The organism is Lachnospiraceae bacterium JLR.KK002, from assembly GCA_036941025.1.
GTDB lineage: Bacteria > Bacillota > Clostridia > Lachnospirales > Lachnospiraceae > Petralouisia.
The window spans coordinates 4,140,001-4,156,074 of the sequence record JAYMNP010000001.1; the positions used below are offsets into that span (position 1 = coordinate 4,140,001).

Here is a 16,074-nt window from a genome sequence, read left to right on the forward strand (position 1 = left end):
GCAGAGAAAAGGCTCAGGCAACTGTTTAGCAAAAACACAGGTCTATGCAAAACCGGAAGGTGAAGTATATGGGCTGACGCCTGCCCGGTGCCGGAAGGTTAAGAGGAGGGGTTAGTATTTGCGGTGCCCTTCAGGGTATCGCGGTGCGAAGCTCTGAATCCAAGCCCCGGTAAACGGCGGCCGTAACTATAACGGTCCTAAGGTAGCGAAATTCCTTGTCGGGTAAGTTCCGACCCGCACGAAAGGCGTAATGATCTGAGCACTGTCTCGACAATGCACCCGGTGAAATTGAAATGCCAGTGAAGATGCTGGCTACCCGCGCCAGGACGGAAAGACCCCATGGAGCTTTACTCCAGTCTGGTACTGGGATCTGGTGCTGCATGTACAGGATAGGTGGGAGGCTAAGAAGCAAGGGCGCCAGCCCATGCGGAGCCGCTGTTGGGATACCACCCCTGCAGTACCGGGTTTCTAACCAGCCGCCGTAAGCCGGCGGTGGGACAATGCCAGGCGGGGAGTTTGACTGGGGCGGTCGCCTCCGAAAGGGTATCGGAGGCGCTCAAAGGTTCCCTCAGGATGGACGGAAACCATCTGGAGAGTGCAAAGGCAGAAGGGAGCCTGACTGCGACACCGACGGGTGGGGCAGGTACGAAAGTAGGACTTAGTGATCCGGTGGCAGAACGTGGGATTGCCATCGCTCAACGGATAAAAGCTACCCTGGGGATAACAGGCTTATCACTCCCAAGAGTTCACATCGACGGAGTGGTTTGGCACCTCGATGTCGGCTCATCGCATCCTGGGGCTGCAGCAGGTCCCAAGGGTTGGGCTGTTCGCCCATTAAAGCGGTACGCGAGCTGGGTTCAGAACGTCGTGAGACAGTTCGGTCCCTATCCGGCGCGGGCGAAGGAGATCTGAGAGGAGCTGTCCCCAGTACGAGAGGACCGGGATGGACGGACCACTGGTGCATCTGTTGGCATGCCAGTGCCATGGCAGGGTAGCCAAGTCCGGACGGGATAAACGCTGAAGGCATCTAAGCGTGAAGCCCCCCTCAAGATGAGATGTCCCATTCGAAAGAAGTAAGACCCCTTGGAGAGTACGAGGTAGATAGGGCAGGAGTGGAAGTGCAGCAATGGATGGAGCTGACTGCTACTAATCGGTCGAGGGCTTGACCAGAGGAAGAAAGAAGGAAGAAGATGTAAGACGGGAAGAGGAGATGTAAGGGCTGTAGGCTGTATGGGTTTTTCAGGGTACAGAAAAGAAAACTGAACAGATAATCCTCGATAGCTCAATGGTAGAGCACGCGGCTGTTAACCGCGGGGTTGTTGGTTCGAGCCCAACTCGGGGAGCTTGAAAAACCTTGTAAACATCGGCGTTTGCAAGGTTTTTTATTATTGATTGTTCCATTTCAAAGAATAAAAAAGCAAGGTTCCGGTTGCCATGCGATTGTGAACCGAAACATAACTACTTATCAATTACATATCTATGGGATGCACGAAAAGGTTTGTGCCATCCATCTAAGACCTCATGCAAATTTGTATGGGGTTTTATTTTTCTCCACATAACATATTTTAAGACTGCTATCTGCCTGTTGATTATGGCAGATAGAATTTCCTGTTACATAGCCGATTGATTTTTTTACGAGAATCAGTCGGCTTTTTTTATTTCCCAAAACCCATACATAGCCATTCTGTCTTATGCAGGGTGGCTATTAAATTTTTCAGGAAAGGAGGTAAACCGTGATGTCTAAATGTAAGGTAATCGCCCTTGCAAACCAGAAAGGCGGGACGGGCAAGACCACGACTACCGTAAATTTAGGGGTAGGGCTTGCAAACGAGGGGAAGAAAGTGTTGCTTGTGGACGCCGATCCGCAGGGGGATTTGACAACCTCTTTAGGCTGGGCGGATCAGGACAGCCTTCCGGTCACGCTCTCAACGCAGATGGAGAAGATAATCCGTGATGAGCTGTTTGAAGCGGGAGAGGGGATTTTACACCATGACGAGGGCGTAGACCTGATTCCGGCGAATATCGAGCTGTCCGGCATGGAAATCACGCTTGTAAACGCCATGAGCCGGGAGTTCACCATGAAATCCTATTTAAGCGAGCTGAAAAAGGATTATGACTATATCCTGATTGACTGTATGCCGAGTCTGGGTATGCTCACTATCAATGCGCTTGCGGCGGCGGACAGCGTAATCGTCCCGGTGCAGGCGCACTATCTCCCCTTAAAGGGAATGACGCAGCTTATGAAAACCATAGGCAAGGTACAGCGGCAGATTAACCCCGGTTTAAAGGTGGACGGCGTGTTATTGACGCTGGCAGATATGCGGACAAACCTTGCCCGTGCCACAGCCGACAATCTAAGGCAGAATTACGGGAGGGTAATCAAGGTGTACCAGACAGTCATCCCCGTTGCGGTGAAAGCGGCGGAAACCAGCGCCGCAGGGCAGAGTATTTACAGCTATGACAAAAACGGTGCGGCGGCAAATGAATATTCTAACGCTTCGGAGCCACCGTTTTATCGCTTGAGAGCCACCTCGGATTTTAACACTTTAGAGCCATCACAAACACAAGATATAGTAATGGAGCCATGAGCATGAGCTCACAGCTCCAACTTTTTTTACAGGTCTTACAAGTGTCTAATTGTTTCCGCTTCTCTGCTCAAACAATTCATAGAGCATCTTTGCATCCCTCTCGTTAAGCTTGTAGTTAAGCCACTCGTCGATTATGAGGATGTTGTAGTTACCCAATCTCTTCCTGTACCGGGTCAACTCTTTAAGGTCATCCCTCCTGTCCTCAAAATTGCGCATTAAATCAGGCATTCGGATGTAGAAAACCCTGTAAGTTTTTTTGCATGCCTCAATTCCCAACGCACATGAAAGATAGGTTTTGCCAGCACCGGCCGGACCTGTGATTATAAGGTTTGTTGCCGTAGTCACAAATCCCATTGCGGCAAGATTGATTATCGTGTTCTTCTTGACTTGTCTTGCGTCAAAATCCAGAGACTCAATGCCTGCCATTGGATACTTGAATGAGGCGGCCTTTATCAGCCTGTTAATAAGCTTGTTTTCTCTTTCACAGATCAATTCCTCAAGCAGTTGTTCCAATCTTGCATCAAAGCTCAAATCTGCCAATGCGATATCGCTTTCCTGGTTTTCCACCAGTCTGGCCAAATCACCCGGCTCGTGTTTTGTAAGGTTTTTCTTTAACTCAAATTTCATAATGGTATTTCCTCCTATCCGTAGTAATCGGCACCTCTTACGATGCCGGTTGTTTTATTTGTTTCTTTGAATTTTTCAAGCTCTTTTTGATTATTTAGATTCTCAGCAGCCTTGTATACCGTTTTGTAAAAAGGCATATGATACTGCTTTAAGCTTTTTTTACAAGCGGCTTCTAAGATGTCCGGCGTAAAGGTGTCAGCAATTGCGAGAATGGCTGCGACCGTCTGCGTGGGCTGCTCCTTTACTTTTGCCTCGTCATACATCCTTCGGATCAACTCAAAAGTATTCGGCCCGATTTCTCTGGCTGCGTCAATCAGGTCTTCAGCCTGCTTATTCTTCTTAAGCGGAAACGGAAGATGGGATTCATCTGTCCTGACACCGTTTACTATGCCCCTGGGAAGAATTTCATGTCTTGCAATTTCGCTTCTGTTATAATAGACAAAGACAAGGCGGGAGTTGTATTTGACATCAACCTTACAGCCAATATATCTGCTGGGAACAGAGTATTGACCCTTGTTAAAGCTTATATGGGAGTTCCTGCCCACCTTATGTCCGTAAGACCATTCACACACCTCGTAAGGGACTGACGGCAGGGCTCTCAGATAAGCCTTTTCCTGCGTATTGAAAACAGTGCTCCTGCTTCCATCCCTTTTCTGGAACGGTCTGTCATTGTACTCCTTTACAGCCTTGCGAATAGCTGAGTTTAGCGATCCAGGTGATGTAAATATCTCATTCCTAAGCTTTGCTATAACAGCCGTCGCAATCTTGCCTGCGGAACCTTCTACGCTGGCTTTCTGCCTGGGCTTTTTAACGCCTGTAGGCATGATGGCGGTCACGTAATACTCCCCCAATGCCAGATATGCATCATTGAGGATGATCTCGCCCTTCTTAGGATGGGACACAACACCAGTTTTCAAGTTGTCGCAGACAATCTTCACAGGAGTGCCTTCGAAGAATTCAAACATATGCACATGGCATTCAAGCCACGCCTTTTCTTTCATATCCGTAGTGGCTTCCACATACCCATACTGGCTGTATGGCAGTGTGGCGACAAACAGATATGCGGTTATGATTTCTCCGGTATCCACGTCCACATATGACATTGTAGGACCAGACCAATCCACCTCTACTTCGACTCCCGGCCTGTGCTGTATATGGCTGGTATAATTCTTCTCGCCAGTGTATTTGTAATAATTAACAGTAAATGTAGGATACGCACAGTATTCCCTGCCCTCGCTCACGCATTTGTCCCGATACTCTTCCCACAGCAGTTTCATAGTCACTCCAGTTTTCCTGAGTTCTGAATGTACGTATGCATAATCGACAGGCACATAGTTTGTTGTCCGCTTGAATTTCTTAGGATATAAAATATCGTACAACCCGTCATCTGTCATATCCTGAATGTCATCCCAGGTCATGCCCTGCTGTCTGCAGAGTTCTTTAATTTCAGAGACTGTGTTTCTTGAGCATCCAAGCATTGCCGCCACCTCCCTTTCGCTTAGATTTTTGTTTAGAAGCTCCATTACGCTTCTGGGTTTCGTCTTTTTGTACATAATAAAAGACCTCCTATAGATTTATTAAAAGCACCAGGCTTTCTATCAAAATCTATAGGAGATCCTATATAAAATCAAATATCAAAGACCACCAGATGTTGTGGTGGCTCTCAAGCATTAGAATACCAAAATCAAATGGCTCTCAAGCGATAAAACGGTGGCTCCGAAGCGTTAGAATATTCACCTATAAGCTTGACAAATAGGATTACGGTTTTCATGATGAGATAAATGTGGCAAGGTTGGAAAAGATACCATTGATTATGTAAAGACCGTCGTTATGGTTTTATCCCATATGCGGCGGCCTGCTTATATCAGAAAACTATCAAGAAAGCGGGGGTTTTAGAAAGAAGATGCCTGCATGCCGCTCCCTGTTTTTTCTGCGCTGGCTATGCGCCGCCTTAAAGGGAATAATAAGAGCGGTTTGGATTTGAAGAATAAAAATCTGCGATTCACGAAGCCGGATTAACCATTCACGAAGCAGACGTTAGAAATCCCGTTGATTTTTCCGATAATTTAGTTGAAGGCTGGAGGTGACGGAAACGATAAAAATTGCAGTGTGTGACGATGAAAAAAACATAAGGTCTTACCTTGTTTCGCTTATCAAAAAGCAGGGAAGGGAATGTAATATCACGGAATATGATTCTGCTGATGCGTATCTTTCGGACGGTAAGGAGCATGACATTCTATTTCTGGATATAGAGATGGGCGGCTCAGGCTCAGGCTTGGACGGCATGGGGCTGGCGAGGCATATCCGGGGTATAAAGACGCCCAAACAGCCCATCATTATTTTTGTAACAGGGTATGAAAAATATGTGTATGACGCATTTGACGTAGGCGCGTTCCAGTATCTGGTAAAGCCCGTGGACGAACAGAAATTTGCGGAGGTGTTCGGACGGGCGGCGGGGCAGATTGTATCGGAGGCGGAGCAGCGGAAGAAAAAACTCGTGATCCAGTATGGCGGCGAGGGAAAAGTGATTCCGCTGAATGACATTTATTACATGGAAAGCCGGAACCACAATATTGTCCTGTACCTGAAAGATGGGAATATAGAATACTATGCGAAGATCGGGGATTTGGAGGAGGAACTGGCGGGGCAGTTTTACCGCATCCACCGGGGATACCTGATCAACCTTTTCCATGTGGAGGGGTATGACAGGACGGAGGTAAGGATGGCGAACGGGGATAAGCTGCTGCTTTCAAGGTACAAATATGACGGTTTTGTGCAGGCATACATGGATTACATTTCGGAGGACAGCCTATGAGCCAGTCAGAATTTGAAACAATAAACAGCATATTGGATATATGGAGAACCGTCATACAAGCCATTGTGTTCCTTGTTTTATGGGCGGCGGCTTTTAGAGAGAAAAAAATAAAAAGGGATGGCATTGCGGCAGTGCTGTTTATCCTTGCCAATATAGGGATCGGATTTCTTCCATGCGCTTCATGGGTTCGGTACGGTGTTTTAGCTTCCGCAATCATGGGCTATGCCGGGATATGTTACAAAAAGCAGATTGGGAAAGCGTTTTTTATCATACTGGCATTCTGTAATTTCCATTGTCTGGGCTATCTGATGGCAAACAGTATTTATCAGAAAATAGTAAATGCAATGCTGAAAAGCCTGGATGTGATGCAGGATAACTATCTACAGGAAATGTACCGCTGCATGGCGGTTGGAATGTTTTGCCTGGTAATTTCTTATGCAATATTATTGGCGGCAATGACACTTATCCTTTGCAGGCTTATCAAAGGCGTGGATAATATGGCATGGCAGGATGTCCTTCTGCTTTCTGTATTGAATTTTGTAGGGAGCATGATTGTAGGAGTGGTAAACGGGCTGATGGCTGTAAAAATAGATACGGAATTTTTTTTACTGTTTGACGAAAAGCCAGACCTGCTCTGGAAGATTCCCATGATAGCGGTTTTCATATTTGCAGGGGAAGCGGCGCTTATTTATTTCTGGCAGAGATACCGGGTTCTGCTTTCTGAAAGACAAAAAGCTTTTGTGGAAGAACAGCAGGTCAAAGCCATGAAGAAGCGTTTGGAGGAAGCGGAGAATTTTTATGGCAGCATCCGCAAGGTGCGCCATGAGATGAAGAACCACATGGCGAATATCCAAGGGCTGGCAGGAGTCGGGCAGTATGGGGAAATAGAGGACTATGTACGGCGGATGGACGAGACCATGCAGGAACTGGAATATAAGTATGTGACAAGTAATCCGGTTACGGATGTCATTATCAATGATAAATGCCGCAGGGCGGAGAAGGCGGGAATCCGGTTTGATGCAGATTTCCGGTATGGAGGGGAAATCCCGGTATTTGATTTAGGGATTATCTTAAACAACCTTTTGGATAATGCCATAGAAGCCTGTGAAAAGCTGGAGCAGGGGGAAGGCTTCATACGTCTTATGCTGAAACGGAAGAAACAATTTTTATTGTTGGAAGTCGAGAATAGCTTTGACGGGGCTGTTCCAATAAGAAAAGGCAGCTTGTTCCCGGCTACAACAAAACAGAATGTCCTGCCGGATATCGTCACGGAACATGGGATTGGCCTTGAAAACGTGCGTGATGTGGCCGGGAGATATTTTGGCGGGGTAAACATAAAAGTGAAGCGGGATGTGTTCCATGTGACGGTTATGTTGCAGCAGGAAAATCTGGATAAAATTGTGTGACGGAAAAAGAAAGGAGAGAATGTATTATGAGCATTTTAGGAGTAAGCAATGCTGTGACAGGCGCATACCAGCACATGGGCAGGACACAGAAAAATACTGCAAGAGGAGCAAGTTTTACAGAACGGGCAGGGCAGACGCAGGAAGTTTCGGATGCAGAAAAACTGGAGAATTTCAAAAAAGAAATCTGGAATGAAATAAATTCCATGCCGTGGGGAGTAAATACATCCATACAGATAACGGACGGGGCTTTCAGGAAAATGATGGAAGACAGTGAGTTTAAAAATAAAATGATGAAGATTATCCGGGAGGATGCCGTTGGTTCCAATAAGATGTGTGGCGGGACGTTGATAAATATTGATGAAAATGGGTATAAAGGTTATTCCTATATGGCAGACCATGCAAAGGAGGCGGAATCGGCATTTTCGGCTCATTCCAAAGATAAGGATTCTTTTTATGTAAAGAAAGCAGAAAAGAAACGGGAGTATAGGAAGCTGTTGGAAGAAAAACGGTTAAAGCAGGAGCTGGCAGAGAAAGATTTAAAGGCGGCTCTTGAAAGGAAGCGTCTGACTGAGAATGCCATAGAGCGGAAACAGGAATCGGGCAGAATGTCACGGAATGTGAGTGCGGGAGCAAATGCTGCTTATGAAGCAAGTTTCCTTATGGCAGACGGGGGTTCGATTTAATATCAGGCAGCCCGGACTTACTATAAAGGAGCAGGAGCGGCTTAGAATGACAGAGTAGGAAGGAGAATGTGGCAATGGAAATAGGTACAGTTTATGGCAGTTATTATGGGGCGAAAGGCTATGAGGGCGTGAGGAAGGAGGAAAAGCGGGCAGATGTCGGATTCGCGGGAAAGGCCGAGGAGAAAGGTACTGTTTCTCCAAAAGACATGACGCTGGATGAGTATAAGGCATATTTTGATGAAAAGATGAACAGCCTGTATACACACCCTTCACAGAGAGGCATGAATTGGACAATCGACATAACGGATGCGGCTTATAAGAAAATGCAGGAAGACCCGGAATATGAGAAGAAGATACTGGATGCACTGGCAAAGAACAAAGCCGTTGATTTCGGGGGAAATATCCCGGTGGCTGCGTATACCCATATAGATGATACTTATGAGAAATGCTACGGCTATACGCAGGGCATGAAGGAGAATGTGGGGTATTCCGGGAGTTCTTCCGCAAAGAGGACTGATGCCGGACGGGAGAAAAAGGCAAGGCAGAAAGAACTGCTGGAAGAATATCTGGAAAAGCGGGCGCAGGCTAAGAGGCAGCAGCAGGAGCTGTTGGATGAAAAGGTTGCTAAGGCGGAACAGGAGAGAAGCAGGCTGGCAAGGGCATGGAGCAGTAAGCAGCAGATGGCGAAGGCTTCCAGTGCTTATGAAGCTAATGTCATGACGGAAACTATGGCAGGCGGTGAGATAAAGTAAAATGAATAACGTATCATTATCGAACAAAGTAATATATTGGAATCCCAGGGATTTTGCCGTGAGCCAGAATTTCAACAAGGTTATCCGGGAGAATGAAAAGATTTCCAATGATTATTACTGGAAAAGCAATAAGTCTGAGGGTGCGGACTGTTTCGGGAGGACGCTTGACCTGACCACGCTTATCAACAAGCCGGACGGATATTTGCAGGGGCGGCTGTCGGATGTGGACGATGCCGACTATTATCAGTTCAATATAGCGGAATACAGGATTTTAGGAACCGTGTCCGACAAGCGAAACCTTGACATAACAGTGACTCTTGACCATATCCCGGAGGGCTGTGATTATGACCTTGTTCTGTATGACGGTGACGGGAACCAGGTGGGGATTGGCAGGGATAATGGAAATGGCGGCAAGAGTGTGACCGTGCCGAACTGGAATCTGGAAAACCGGGAATATACGGTGAAGGTACTGGCAAAGGATGGCTCTCCGGTAAATGCAGAGGAATATTACCACCTTTCATTCCAAACGAAGCAGGCCGCAAATGATAACGTACTGAGGCAGCAGGCAAAGGAAATGCAGGAATATGCCTATGCACTGCGTAAAAAACTGCATGACGGCGGCGATGCCACGGAAGAAAAGCTGGCGCTCCAGCAGATCAGGGAGAAGTACGGGGCATATTATACACAGCAGATGGATGAGCTGCATAACAAACAGGCAGCAGAATATCTGGCAGAAGGGGAAGTTTTTGACGAGAGCAGGAAAGAGGAACTTCTTTCCAGAATGGCGGCGGGTGGGGAACTGACGGAGCAGGAGAAAGGGCTTGTCAGAGTTTTTGCATCCGCGCATGAGATTGACGGTGCAATGGCTTCCGCAAAACTGCGGACAGATATAAGTGAAAAAATCTTTCAGCAGATGGAGCAGTCCGGCGTTTCCCCCATACCTTCTTTTGAGGTCAGCATTGGCATAGACGGAAAGGCGGAAGTAAAGGGGATTGAAGATGCGGCTGTGAAGGAAAAAGTGGAGGACATCCTGAACGGTTTTTCCGGGGAACTGATGGATACTTATATTTCCATAAATGCCAGTATGCAAGGGATGACTAAGCAGGAGCAGTACATATTGAAAGCTGCAATGGGGATTGAGGCATTTTTGCAGAAAGCAATGGGCGGTAATGTGGCACTGTCAGATATCATGGTGGAGAACGGCAGGATAAAAGGGCTGGATGCGCCCCTTGACAGACTGCTTAATGATCCGGGGCAGAACCAGACATACCTTGATTACAGGGCAGACATACTTGCGATTAAGGATTATGAAAAGATGAATGGAAACAGTCTGCTGGGAGGATTCAGTGCAAGATATGCTGTTGACGGGGAAACAATCCGTATAATCGGTATATAAAGCTGCAGGTAAGATTTTTTGAAGGAGGATGAGAATTATGTCAATGGAGATTAAGGGGAATCTTCCTGACTATGGAGTCAGGAAGCAGAATTACAGCAACTATACGGCAAATTATGTTGATACCGCGAAAAAGCCGGATAACAAGGCGGCAGCAGAGGTAAAGACAAACACATCAGCAAACAGCAAAGACAAGGTGCAGGCATATTATGAAAAGCTATGCAAGAAATTTCCGCAGATAAATTTCAATACAAATGGCGGCGTATTACCGAGTAACAGTAGCAGAGTTACGGTAAATCTTTCGTATGACTGTTTGAAGAAAATGGCAAATGATCCTGAATTTGCAAAAGAAATCGAATGGAATCTGTCGGGAGAAGTTGCTGCAAACTCAATGGTTTATGGGTGGGCGCAGAGAGATGGTGTCGTGCTTGGCGGAAGAACTGTTACATATGATGCCAGTGGCAACAGGCAGTCATCCTGTGGTGGCATGAGGACAGCAAATACAGGAAACGGAAATAATAATACTGATAAAATACAGAAGAAGTATAAGGAAGAGGAAGAACGCCTGTTAAAAGCCAGAAAGAAACGTGAAGAAAAGGAAAAAATAGCTAAAAAGCAAGCAGAGAAAAAGGCAGAGGAAGAAAAGACGGCGGAACGTCGGGCAGAAAGAAAAGAACAGATGGAAAAACTGACAGAAGGGACATACAAGGTATCTGCCACTGGCACGGATGTGAAAAGTGTTACACAGAATATTGTTGAGGCGGTGTCAGGCACATCGTCACCGACAGGTGGAAGTTTTGACATAAAGGCATAAAGTTTGATATTGACAGCCATGTTGCAGCAGGAGAAAGTGGGAGAAGATAAGTAAATGACTTTGTATTAAATAAAGCTTAAAATGGAGGATTTGAAAATGGCTATCAGTGGAGTAGGACAAAATTATTACCAGAACAATGTGGAAACAAAGAGAAACACAAAGAATGTGAACGGTATGGAAAAAATTTGCACTGGAAAAGCAGGGAGTACGCAGGGCTTATCGGAAGCGGAAGAAATGGAACTGTTTAAGAAGGAATTTTATGCTGAACTTGAGAGGATACCACGAGATAAAACAATAGCAAATGTAGCGGTTAATATATCAGAGGAAGCGTTTAAAAATATGAAAGCTGATCCAAAGTACAGGGAACAAATGTTGTCTGTAATCAGGCGAGATATGACGGGTTCCGTTGCCCCGGCTCCGGACTGTTCTCTGGTGATTACGGTAGGAGCTACTGCCAAAGATTATAGGGCAGATGGCTGGTCTGTCAATAATGATTCAGAATTTTATGCCCGTTCACAAAACAGTTTTTATAAAAAGACAAGTGGTAAACAAAATAATAAAAAGAAGCTGTTGGAAGAATATCTGGAAAAGCGGGCGCAGGCCAAGAGACAGCAACAGGAGCTGTTGGATGAAAAGGTTGCAAAGGCGGAGCAGGAGAGAAGCAGGCTGGAAAAGGCGTGGGATAGTAGGCGGCAGATGGCAAAGGCTTCCAGTGTTTATGATGCAAATATCATGACGGACACTGTGGCAGGTGGTGATTCGTTGCTCGGATAAATGCGGGTATCATGCCCGGACTTCCAGCAAGGGAGCAAGAGCGGCCTGAACAACAGAGGCGCCGTAGTATCAAAGGAGGATTTGAAAATGGTTATCAGTGGGGTGGGACAAAATTATTATCAGAACAATGTGGAAACAAAGAGAAACACAAAGAATGTGAACGGTACGGAAAAAATTGACACTGGAAAAGCAGAGAGTACGCAGGAATTATCGGAAGCGGAAGAAATGGAACTGTTTAAGAAGGAATTTTATGCTGAACTTGAGAGGATACCAAAGAATAGAACAATTACCAATCTGGCAGTCAATATATCGGAGGAGGCATTTAAAAATATGAAAGCCGATCCGGAATATAGGGCAAAGATAATGTCGGCGCTTCAGCGTGATCTGACGTCATCGTTTGCTCCGTTAAAAGCATCATTACTTATAACGGTAGGAGCGACCGAGAAAGATTATAGAGGAGATTCATGGTCTGGCCCTAATAATGATTCGGAGTTTTTTGCACGTTCGCAGGATAGTTTTTATAAGAAAACAAGCGGGAAGAAAGACAGGAATAAGGAATTGCTGGAAGAATATCTGGAAAAGCGGGCGCAGGCCAAGAGACAGCAACAGGAGCTGTTGGATGAAAAGGTTGCTAAGGCGGAACAGGAGAGAAGCAGACTGGCAAAGGCATGGAGTAGTAAGCAGCAGATGGCGAAGGCTTCCAGTGTTTATGATGCAAATATCATGACAGAAACTATGGCAGGCGGTGATTCGTTGCTCGGATAAATGCGGGCATCATGCCCGGACTTATTATAAGGGGGCATTGGCGGTTCTGAACGACAGAAGAACCGCCAATAAATATTGATAACAATGGAGGATTTGAAAAATGAGTATTAGCGGAATTGGAACAGCAGGCTACCCGGTGGCGGGGTATGAAACAAGAAAGACAGGAAGAAATGTGGCAGGCGGGAGCTTTGCAAAACAGGCGGCGGAAGCGGCGCAGGCAACAGGACAGACTTCAACAGCTACATTGCATGGCTCTAAGGAAGAAACGGGAGATATTGCAATTTGCTCTAATGTTGATGTAGTAAACAATTCATCTATTACTGTATATAAGACGCAGGATTTTGATCCGGGTAATCCGGTTTATAAAGTGAAAACATGGGATAAGGACGGGAATGTAACAGAACGAATGATAGATGTTTCTAAGGTAGACCCGAAAAATTGTGATACGGCTGAAATGTATGCGTACACTTCCCATTTGAAAGAAAGCGGGAAAGGCAGTTTTGAAGATACAGTACTGAAAGCCGCAGTTGCAAAAGCCGTAAAAAATGCGGAGCAGAGAAATTCCGGCTCCTGGGGTTTTTCAACAAAGATGAATTGGGTGGATATTGTCAAAGATATTATGCAGTCAGAGTATAGTTATGGGGACTTGAAAGGCTATATGGAATGGCAGAAGTTTTTAGGGCTTCTCGATAAGTAAATTGCCCGGACTTAACATAAGGGGGCAAAGGCGGTTCTGAACGACAGAAGAACCGCCAATAAATATTGATAACAATGGAGGATTTGAAAAATGAGCGTTAGCGGAATAGGACATAATTATTATCAAAACAATGTAGCAACAAATAAACACAACAAGAGCAGGGTCGGACAATTTTCCCCACAAAAACAGGAAACAGAGGTGTCTGCACCCGAAGATACAAGGCAGAATGCCAATGTGCAGGATATTTATAAGGCGCTTAAATCAACAAATCCATTATTGGAGCAGGAGGATAATGACGTATCAGATGAAGAATTGAAGCAGGAAGATAAACAAGAATCTGAATCAAAGACAGAAATTATTGTTAAGCCAGACGGTTCAAGAGTGCTTGTAATGACAATGAGTATCGGCGGAATGGAAACAACCATGAGCTTAGAAATTTCTAAACCGACAGAAGCACCCAATGAAAATGCAAAGCAGGAGACCGATAATACGCCTACGGCTGAAAATGATACTGTATCAAATGAAATGTCGAATGTTTCAAGTGAAGTATAGAAAATGCGCATAATTTTAAGGGTATTGGTAGGTCTGCATGATGAAATAAATTGCCCGGACTTACCACAAGGGGGCATGGGCGGCTCTGAATGACGGATGAGTTGCCGTTAGGATTAGCATAATAATTTTAGCAATCAGGAGGATAAAGATTATGGCAATTTCAGGAGTAACAGATTACACAAACGCTTATGCAGGTTACACAAATTCTGCAAATGGCAAAAGGCAGGCGGCAGAGGGAGCGGGTACAGCAAAGGAAACAGCGGTCAGAAAGACGGCAAAGGATGAATTGTCCTATCTTACTGAAAAGTACGAATGTATGAAAAGCAAAGATTATTCAGTAAATATAAACAGTTCTCTTTTAGCGAAAGCTGCAAGTGATGAAAAAACATCTGAATGGCTGGAATATAATTTATCTTTGATTCCGAAAGTAGTTGATAATATAAAGTCAGCGGCGGCATCGCGTGGCGCAAAAATGATAAGCTGTGATATTACCATGAATGGATATGACAGTATGACTACAGAAGTTGTTACTCAGGTAGAAGTTGATCCGGGAACAGAAAAAGCAGGGGAAGAACTGGAAGAAAAGATTAAGGAGAGAAAGGAAGAAAAGAAGGCGCAGGAGGAAAAAGCGGCTAAAAGACGGGATGAGAAAAAGGCAGAAGAAAAGGCTGCGGAAAAACGGGCAGAGGGGAAAGAACTGACGGAAATGTTTACAGTATCTGCTGCTGGCAGTGATGTAAAAAGTGTTACACAGAACCTCATAGCAACGATTTCTGGCACATCGGAACCCAAAGGGGCGGGTTTTGACATAAAGGTATAAGGAGATATTGCTTATATCATATTCCGCAAAGGCGCATAAACTTTGCTTCTGCGGATTGAACAGACATATTGTAAGGGAGCAGAGGTGGCTTTGATTAGCAGGTGGCTGTTACATCAAACAAATTGGAGAACTTGGAAAATGCGTGTTAGTGAAATATGGAAAAGCAGATTATTGACATTATTTGTTATAGCAATAATGATTCCTGCAATCAGCGGATGTACCACACAGGGAGATGATTCGTCAAGCTCCGCCCCGGATGCGGTGCATCAGATTGAAGATGACGGCACGGCAATCTATGATGACGATCCCATAGCGGAGGAACTGCAGCTTGATGTCGGTGAACTGGACGGATCTTCGGAGAATTCTTACGGACAAGGGGAGATTATTTCGGCAGAACCGCATAAAGGGAGTGCAGACTGAAACAGGAGTTGGAATGACACCGACGTGCAAAGGGAGATTGTTTCGGCAGATGGCAAGCATAATAATAAGTTAAGATAAAGGAAAGGGAAATGCAGATTATGAATGTTAAAATGAATCGTTATATGAATCAGGCATCATATACGGCGGCAGCAGGCGAAAGAGCGTCAGAGTCTCATGTTGACGGCAGGGTTGAGAATGAAACGAAGTCTGGCGCAAACAGGGATACTGTATCAATTTCTGCCGCAGGACAGCAGTTTTACGCTGAAAAAACGGAAACAAATACTGATATGGACTTGATACATATCGGTTCTGATATAGATGAATTCAGAAACGCTGTATCCTCTATGAATGAAAAACTGCCCGTTAGTTGGAAGGCAATGGTTGACCCATACAATACGATTACAAATCTGGCTAAAGCAGAGTTCCGCCTGAAACAGTTAGCAGATCCGGCGGCTTCTCATAAAGATGAAGACATAGAGAAAGGTGCAGAGGCGTACGCGAAGGAAAAGATTGATGAATTGATAGAAAAGAAAAAAGCTATGATTGCTGACGGAACGGCAAAAACCGCAGCCGAGGAGTACGAAGAATACAAAACGGCATACGATGCTTACCATTCAGAAAACGGCAGCAGCCTGATCGAAAAGATGACAGGAGATACAAAGAAAGCATATGACATATACAAAAATATCATTGATGGAACAAAAATATCAATGAATGACGAGAAGTTTCTTATTTTCCATAATTGGACAATGTACAGAGCAGCAAAAGACGAATACATTCGGAAAACCGACGAACTATATAATACAATGAATGGTATTCCTTTAAAATAGCAATTTGTGACAAGGGAACATCCACCGTGCAGGGAGAGGTTATTTCGGCAGAACCGCATAAAGGGAGTGCGGATTAAAGAAAGCGTATTCTTTGGATTTATTTATACAGCAAACAGATTTCCACGGTTATATAAAAGG

16 protein-coding genes, 1 tRNA gene and 1 rRNA gene (1 of these 18 only partly in view) are annotated in these 16,074 nt (G+C 45.2%); 16 read left to right on the plus strand and 2 right to left on the minus strand.

What is annotated here, in order from left to right:
- The 3 genes from VSQ32_20110 to VSQ32_20120 all read left to right on the plus strand — a co-directional run.
- Window positions 1-1,170 (plus strand): 23S ribosomal RNA (locus tag VSQ32_20110); it begins 1,738 nt to the left of the window's first position.
- A gap of 101 nt (window positions 1,171-1,271) precedes the next feature.
- Window positions 1,272-1,343: transfer RNA gene (locus tag VSQ32_20115), tRNA-Asn, on the plus strand.
- A gap of 393 nt (window positions 1,344-1,736) precedes the next feature.
- Window positions 1,737-2,588, plus strand: coding sequence for an AAA family ATPase (locus tag VSQ32_20120; protein MEH2945081.1), 852 nt, complete (start codon window positions 1,737-1,739; stop codon window positions 2,586-2,588).
- Between the two features lie 45 nt (window positions 2,589-2,633).
- Here VSQ32_20120 and VSQ32_20125 read toward each other — a convergent pair whose 3' ends face one another.
- Both VSQ32_20125 and istA read right to left on the minus strand, forming a co-directional pair.
- Window positions 2,634-3,215, minus strand: coding sequence for an ATP-binding protein (locus VSQ32_20125; GenBank protein ID MEH2945082.1), 582 nt, complete (start codon window positions 3,213-3,215; stop codon window positions 2,634-2,636).
- 14 nt (window positions 3,216-3,229) lie between these two features.
- Complete coding sequence (gene istA, locus VSQ32_20130; protein ID MEH2945083.1) at window positions 3,230-4,768, minus strand: IS21 family transposase; 1,539 nt, start codon at window positions 4,766-4,768, stop codon at window positions 3,230-3,232.
- Between the two features lie 530 nt (window positions 4,769-5,298).
- Here istA and VSQ32_20135 point away from each other — a divergent pair.
- The 13 genes from VSQ32_20135 to VSQ32_20195 all read left to right on the plus strand — a co-directional run bounded on the left by VSQ32_20135 (window position 5,299) and on the right by VSQ32_20195 (window position 15,936).
- Complete coding sequence (locus VSQ32_20135) at window positions 5,299-6,030, plus strand: LytTR family DNA-binding domain-containing protein (GenBank protein ID MEH2945084.1); 732 nt, start codon at window positions 5,299-5,301, stop codon at window positions 6,028-6,030.
- Window positions 6,027-7,436 (plus strand): GHKL domain-containing protein, encoded by a 1,410-nt coding sequence (locus tag VSQ32_20140; GenBank protein MEH2945085.1) that lies wholly within the window; start codon window positions 6,027-6,029, stop codon window positions 7,434-7,436. The genes VSQ32_20135 and VSQ32_20140 overlap by 4 nt, the downstream gene beginning before the upstream one ends.
- 26 nt (window positions 7,437-7,462) lie before the next feature.
- A complete protein-coding gene (locus VSQ32_20145; protein ID MEH2945086.1) occupies window positions 7,463-8,119 on the plus strand; it encodes a hypothetical protein in 657 nt (218 codons plus the stop codon).
- Window positions 8,120-8,193: 74 nt separating this feature from the next.
- Entirely contained in the window at window positions 8,194-8,871 is a 678-nt protein-coding gene (locus VSQ32_20150; GenBank protein MEH2945087.1) for a hypothetical protein, read from the plus strand.
- 1 nt (window position 8,872) lies between these two features.
- Window positions 8,873-10,267 (plus strand): prepilin peptidase dependent protein A, encoded by a 1,395-nt coding sequence (locus tag VSQ32_20155; protein ID MEH2945088.1) that lies wholly within the window; start codon window positions 8,873-8,875, stop codon window positions 10,265-10,267.
- A 37-nt stretch (window positions 10,268-10,304) separates the two neighbouring features.
- The gene (locus tag VSQ32_20160) at window positions 10,305-11,078 is read left to right on the plus strand and encodes a DUF6033 family protein (GenBank protein ID MEH2945089.1); all 774 of its coding nucleotides are present in this window, start codon (window positions 10,305-10,307) and stop codon (window positions 11,076-11,078) included.
- Window positions 11,079-11,174: 96 nt separating this feature from the next.
- Window positions 11,175-11,852, plus strand: coding sequence for a hypothetical protein (locus VSQ32_20165; protein ID MEH2945090.1), 678 nt, complete (start codon window positions 11,175-11,177; stop codon window positions 11,850-11,852).
- An 87-nt stretch (window positions 11,853-11,939) separates the two neighbouring features.
- Complete coding sequence (locus VSQ32_20170) at window positions 11,940-12,617, plus strand: hypothetical protein (GenBank protein MEH2945091.1); 678 nt, start codon at window positions 11,940-11,942, stop codon at window positions 12,615-12,617.
- Window positions 12,618-12,717: 100 nt separating this feature from the next.
- Window positions 12,718-13,314: a hypothetical protein gene (locus VSQ32_20175; GenBank protein MEH2945092.1), complete on the plus strand. Its 597-nt coding sequence runs from the start codon at window positions 12,718-12,720 to the stop codon at window positions 13,312-13,314.
- Window positions 13,315-13,404: 90 nt separating this feature from the next.
- Window positions 13,405-13,866: a hypothetical protein gene (locus VSQ32_20180; GenBank protein MEH2945093.1), complete on the plus strand. Its 462-nt coding sequence runs from the start codon at window positions 13,405-13,407 to the stop codon at window positions 13,864-13,866.
- 151 nt (window positions 13,867-14,017) lie between these two features.
- Window positions 14,018-14,686 (plus strand): DUF6033 family protein, encoded by a 669-nt coding sequence (locus VSQ32_20185; GenBank protein MEH2945094.1) that lies wholly within the window; start codon window positions 14,018-14,020, stop codon window positions 14,684-14,686.
- Between the two features lie 138 nt (window positions 14,687-14,824).
- Window positions 14,825-15,106 (plus strand): hypothetical protein, encoded by a 282-nt coding sequence (locus VSQ32_20190; GenBank protein ID MEH2945095.1) that lies wholly within the window; start codon window positions 14,825-14,827, stop codon window positions 15,104-15,106.
- An 89-nt stretch (window positions 15,107-15,195) separates the two neighbouring features.
- Entirely contained in the window at window positions 15,196-15,936 is a 741-nt protein-coding gene (locus VSQ32_20195; protein MEH2945096.1) for a hypothetical protein, read from the plus strand.
- Window positions 15,937-16,074: the final 138 nt, after the last annotated feature.

Excerpts from the sequence above, each read along its gene's own strand:
- VSQ32_20160 (MEH2945089.1), top strand. The coding sequence starts at position 10,305 with ATGTCAATGGAGATTAAGGGGAATCTTCCTGACTATGGAGTCAGGAAG.
- VSQ32_20120 (MEH2945081.1), top strand. The coding sequence starts at position 1,737 with ATGTCTAAATGTAAGGTAATCGCCCTTGCAAACCAGAAAGGCGGGACG.
- VSQ32_20150 (MEH2945087.1), top strand. The coding sequence starts at position 8,194 with ATGGAAATAGGTACAGTTTATGGCAGTTATTATGGGGCGAAAGGCTAT.
- VSQ32_20170 (MEH2945091.1), top strand. The coding sequence starts at position 11,940 with ATGGTTATCAGTGGGGTGGGACAAAATTATTATCAGAACAATGTGGAA.
- VSQ32_20180 (MEH2945093.1), top strand. The coding sequence starts at position 13,405 with ATGAGCGTTAGCGGAATAGGACATAATTATTATCAAAACAATGTAGCA.
- VSQ32_20145 (MEH2945086.1), top strand. The coding sequence starts at position 7,463 with ATGAGCATTTTAGGAGTAAGCAATGCTGTGACAGGCGCATACCAGCAC.
- VSQ32_20165 (MEH2945090.1), top strand. The coding sequence starts at position 11,175 with ATGGCTATCAGTGGAGTAGGACAAAATTATTACCAGAACAATGTGGAA.
- VSQ32_20155 (MEH2945088.1), top strand. The coding sequence starts at position 8,873 with ATGAATAACGTATCATTATCGAACAAAGTAATATATTGGAATCCCAGG.
- VSQ32_20125 (MEH2945082.1), bottom strand. The coding sequence starts at position 3,215 with ATGAAATTTGAGTTAAAGAAAAACCTTACAAAACACGAGCCGGGTGAT.
- istA (MEH2945083.1), bottom strand. The coding sequence starts at position 4,768 with ATGTACAAAAAGACGAAACCCAGAAGCGTAATGGAGCTTCTAAACAAA.
- VSQ32_20175 (MEH2945092.1), top strand. The coding sequence starts at position 12,718 with ATGAGTATTAGCGGAATTGGAACAGCAGGCTACCCGGTGGCGGGGTAT.
- VSQ32_20185 (MEH2945094.1), top strand. The coding sequence starts at position 14,018 with ATGGCAATTTCAGGAGTAACAGATTACACAAACGCTTATGCAGGTTAC.
- VSQ32_20190 (MEH2945095.1), top strand. The coding sequence starts at position 14,825 with ATGCGTGTTAGTGAAATATGGAAAAGCAGATTATTGACATTATTTGTT.
- VSQ32_20140 (MEH2945085.1), top strand. The coding sequence starts at position 6,027 with ATGAGCCAGTCAGAATTTGAAACAATAAACAGCATATTGGATATATGG.
- VSQ32_20195 (MEH2945096.1), top strand. The coding sequence starts at position 15,196 with ATGCAGATTATGAATGTTAAAATGAATCGTTATATGAATCAGGCATCA.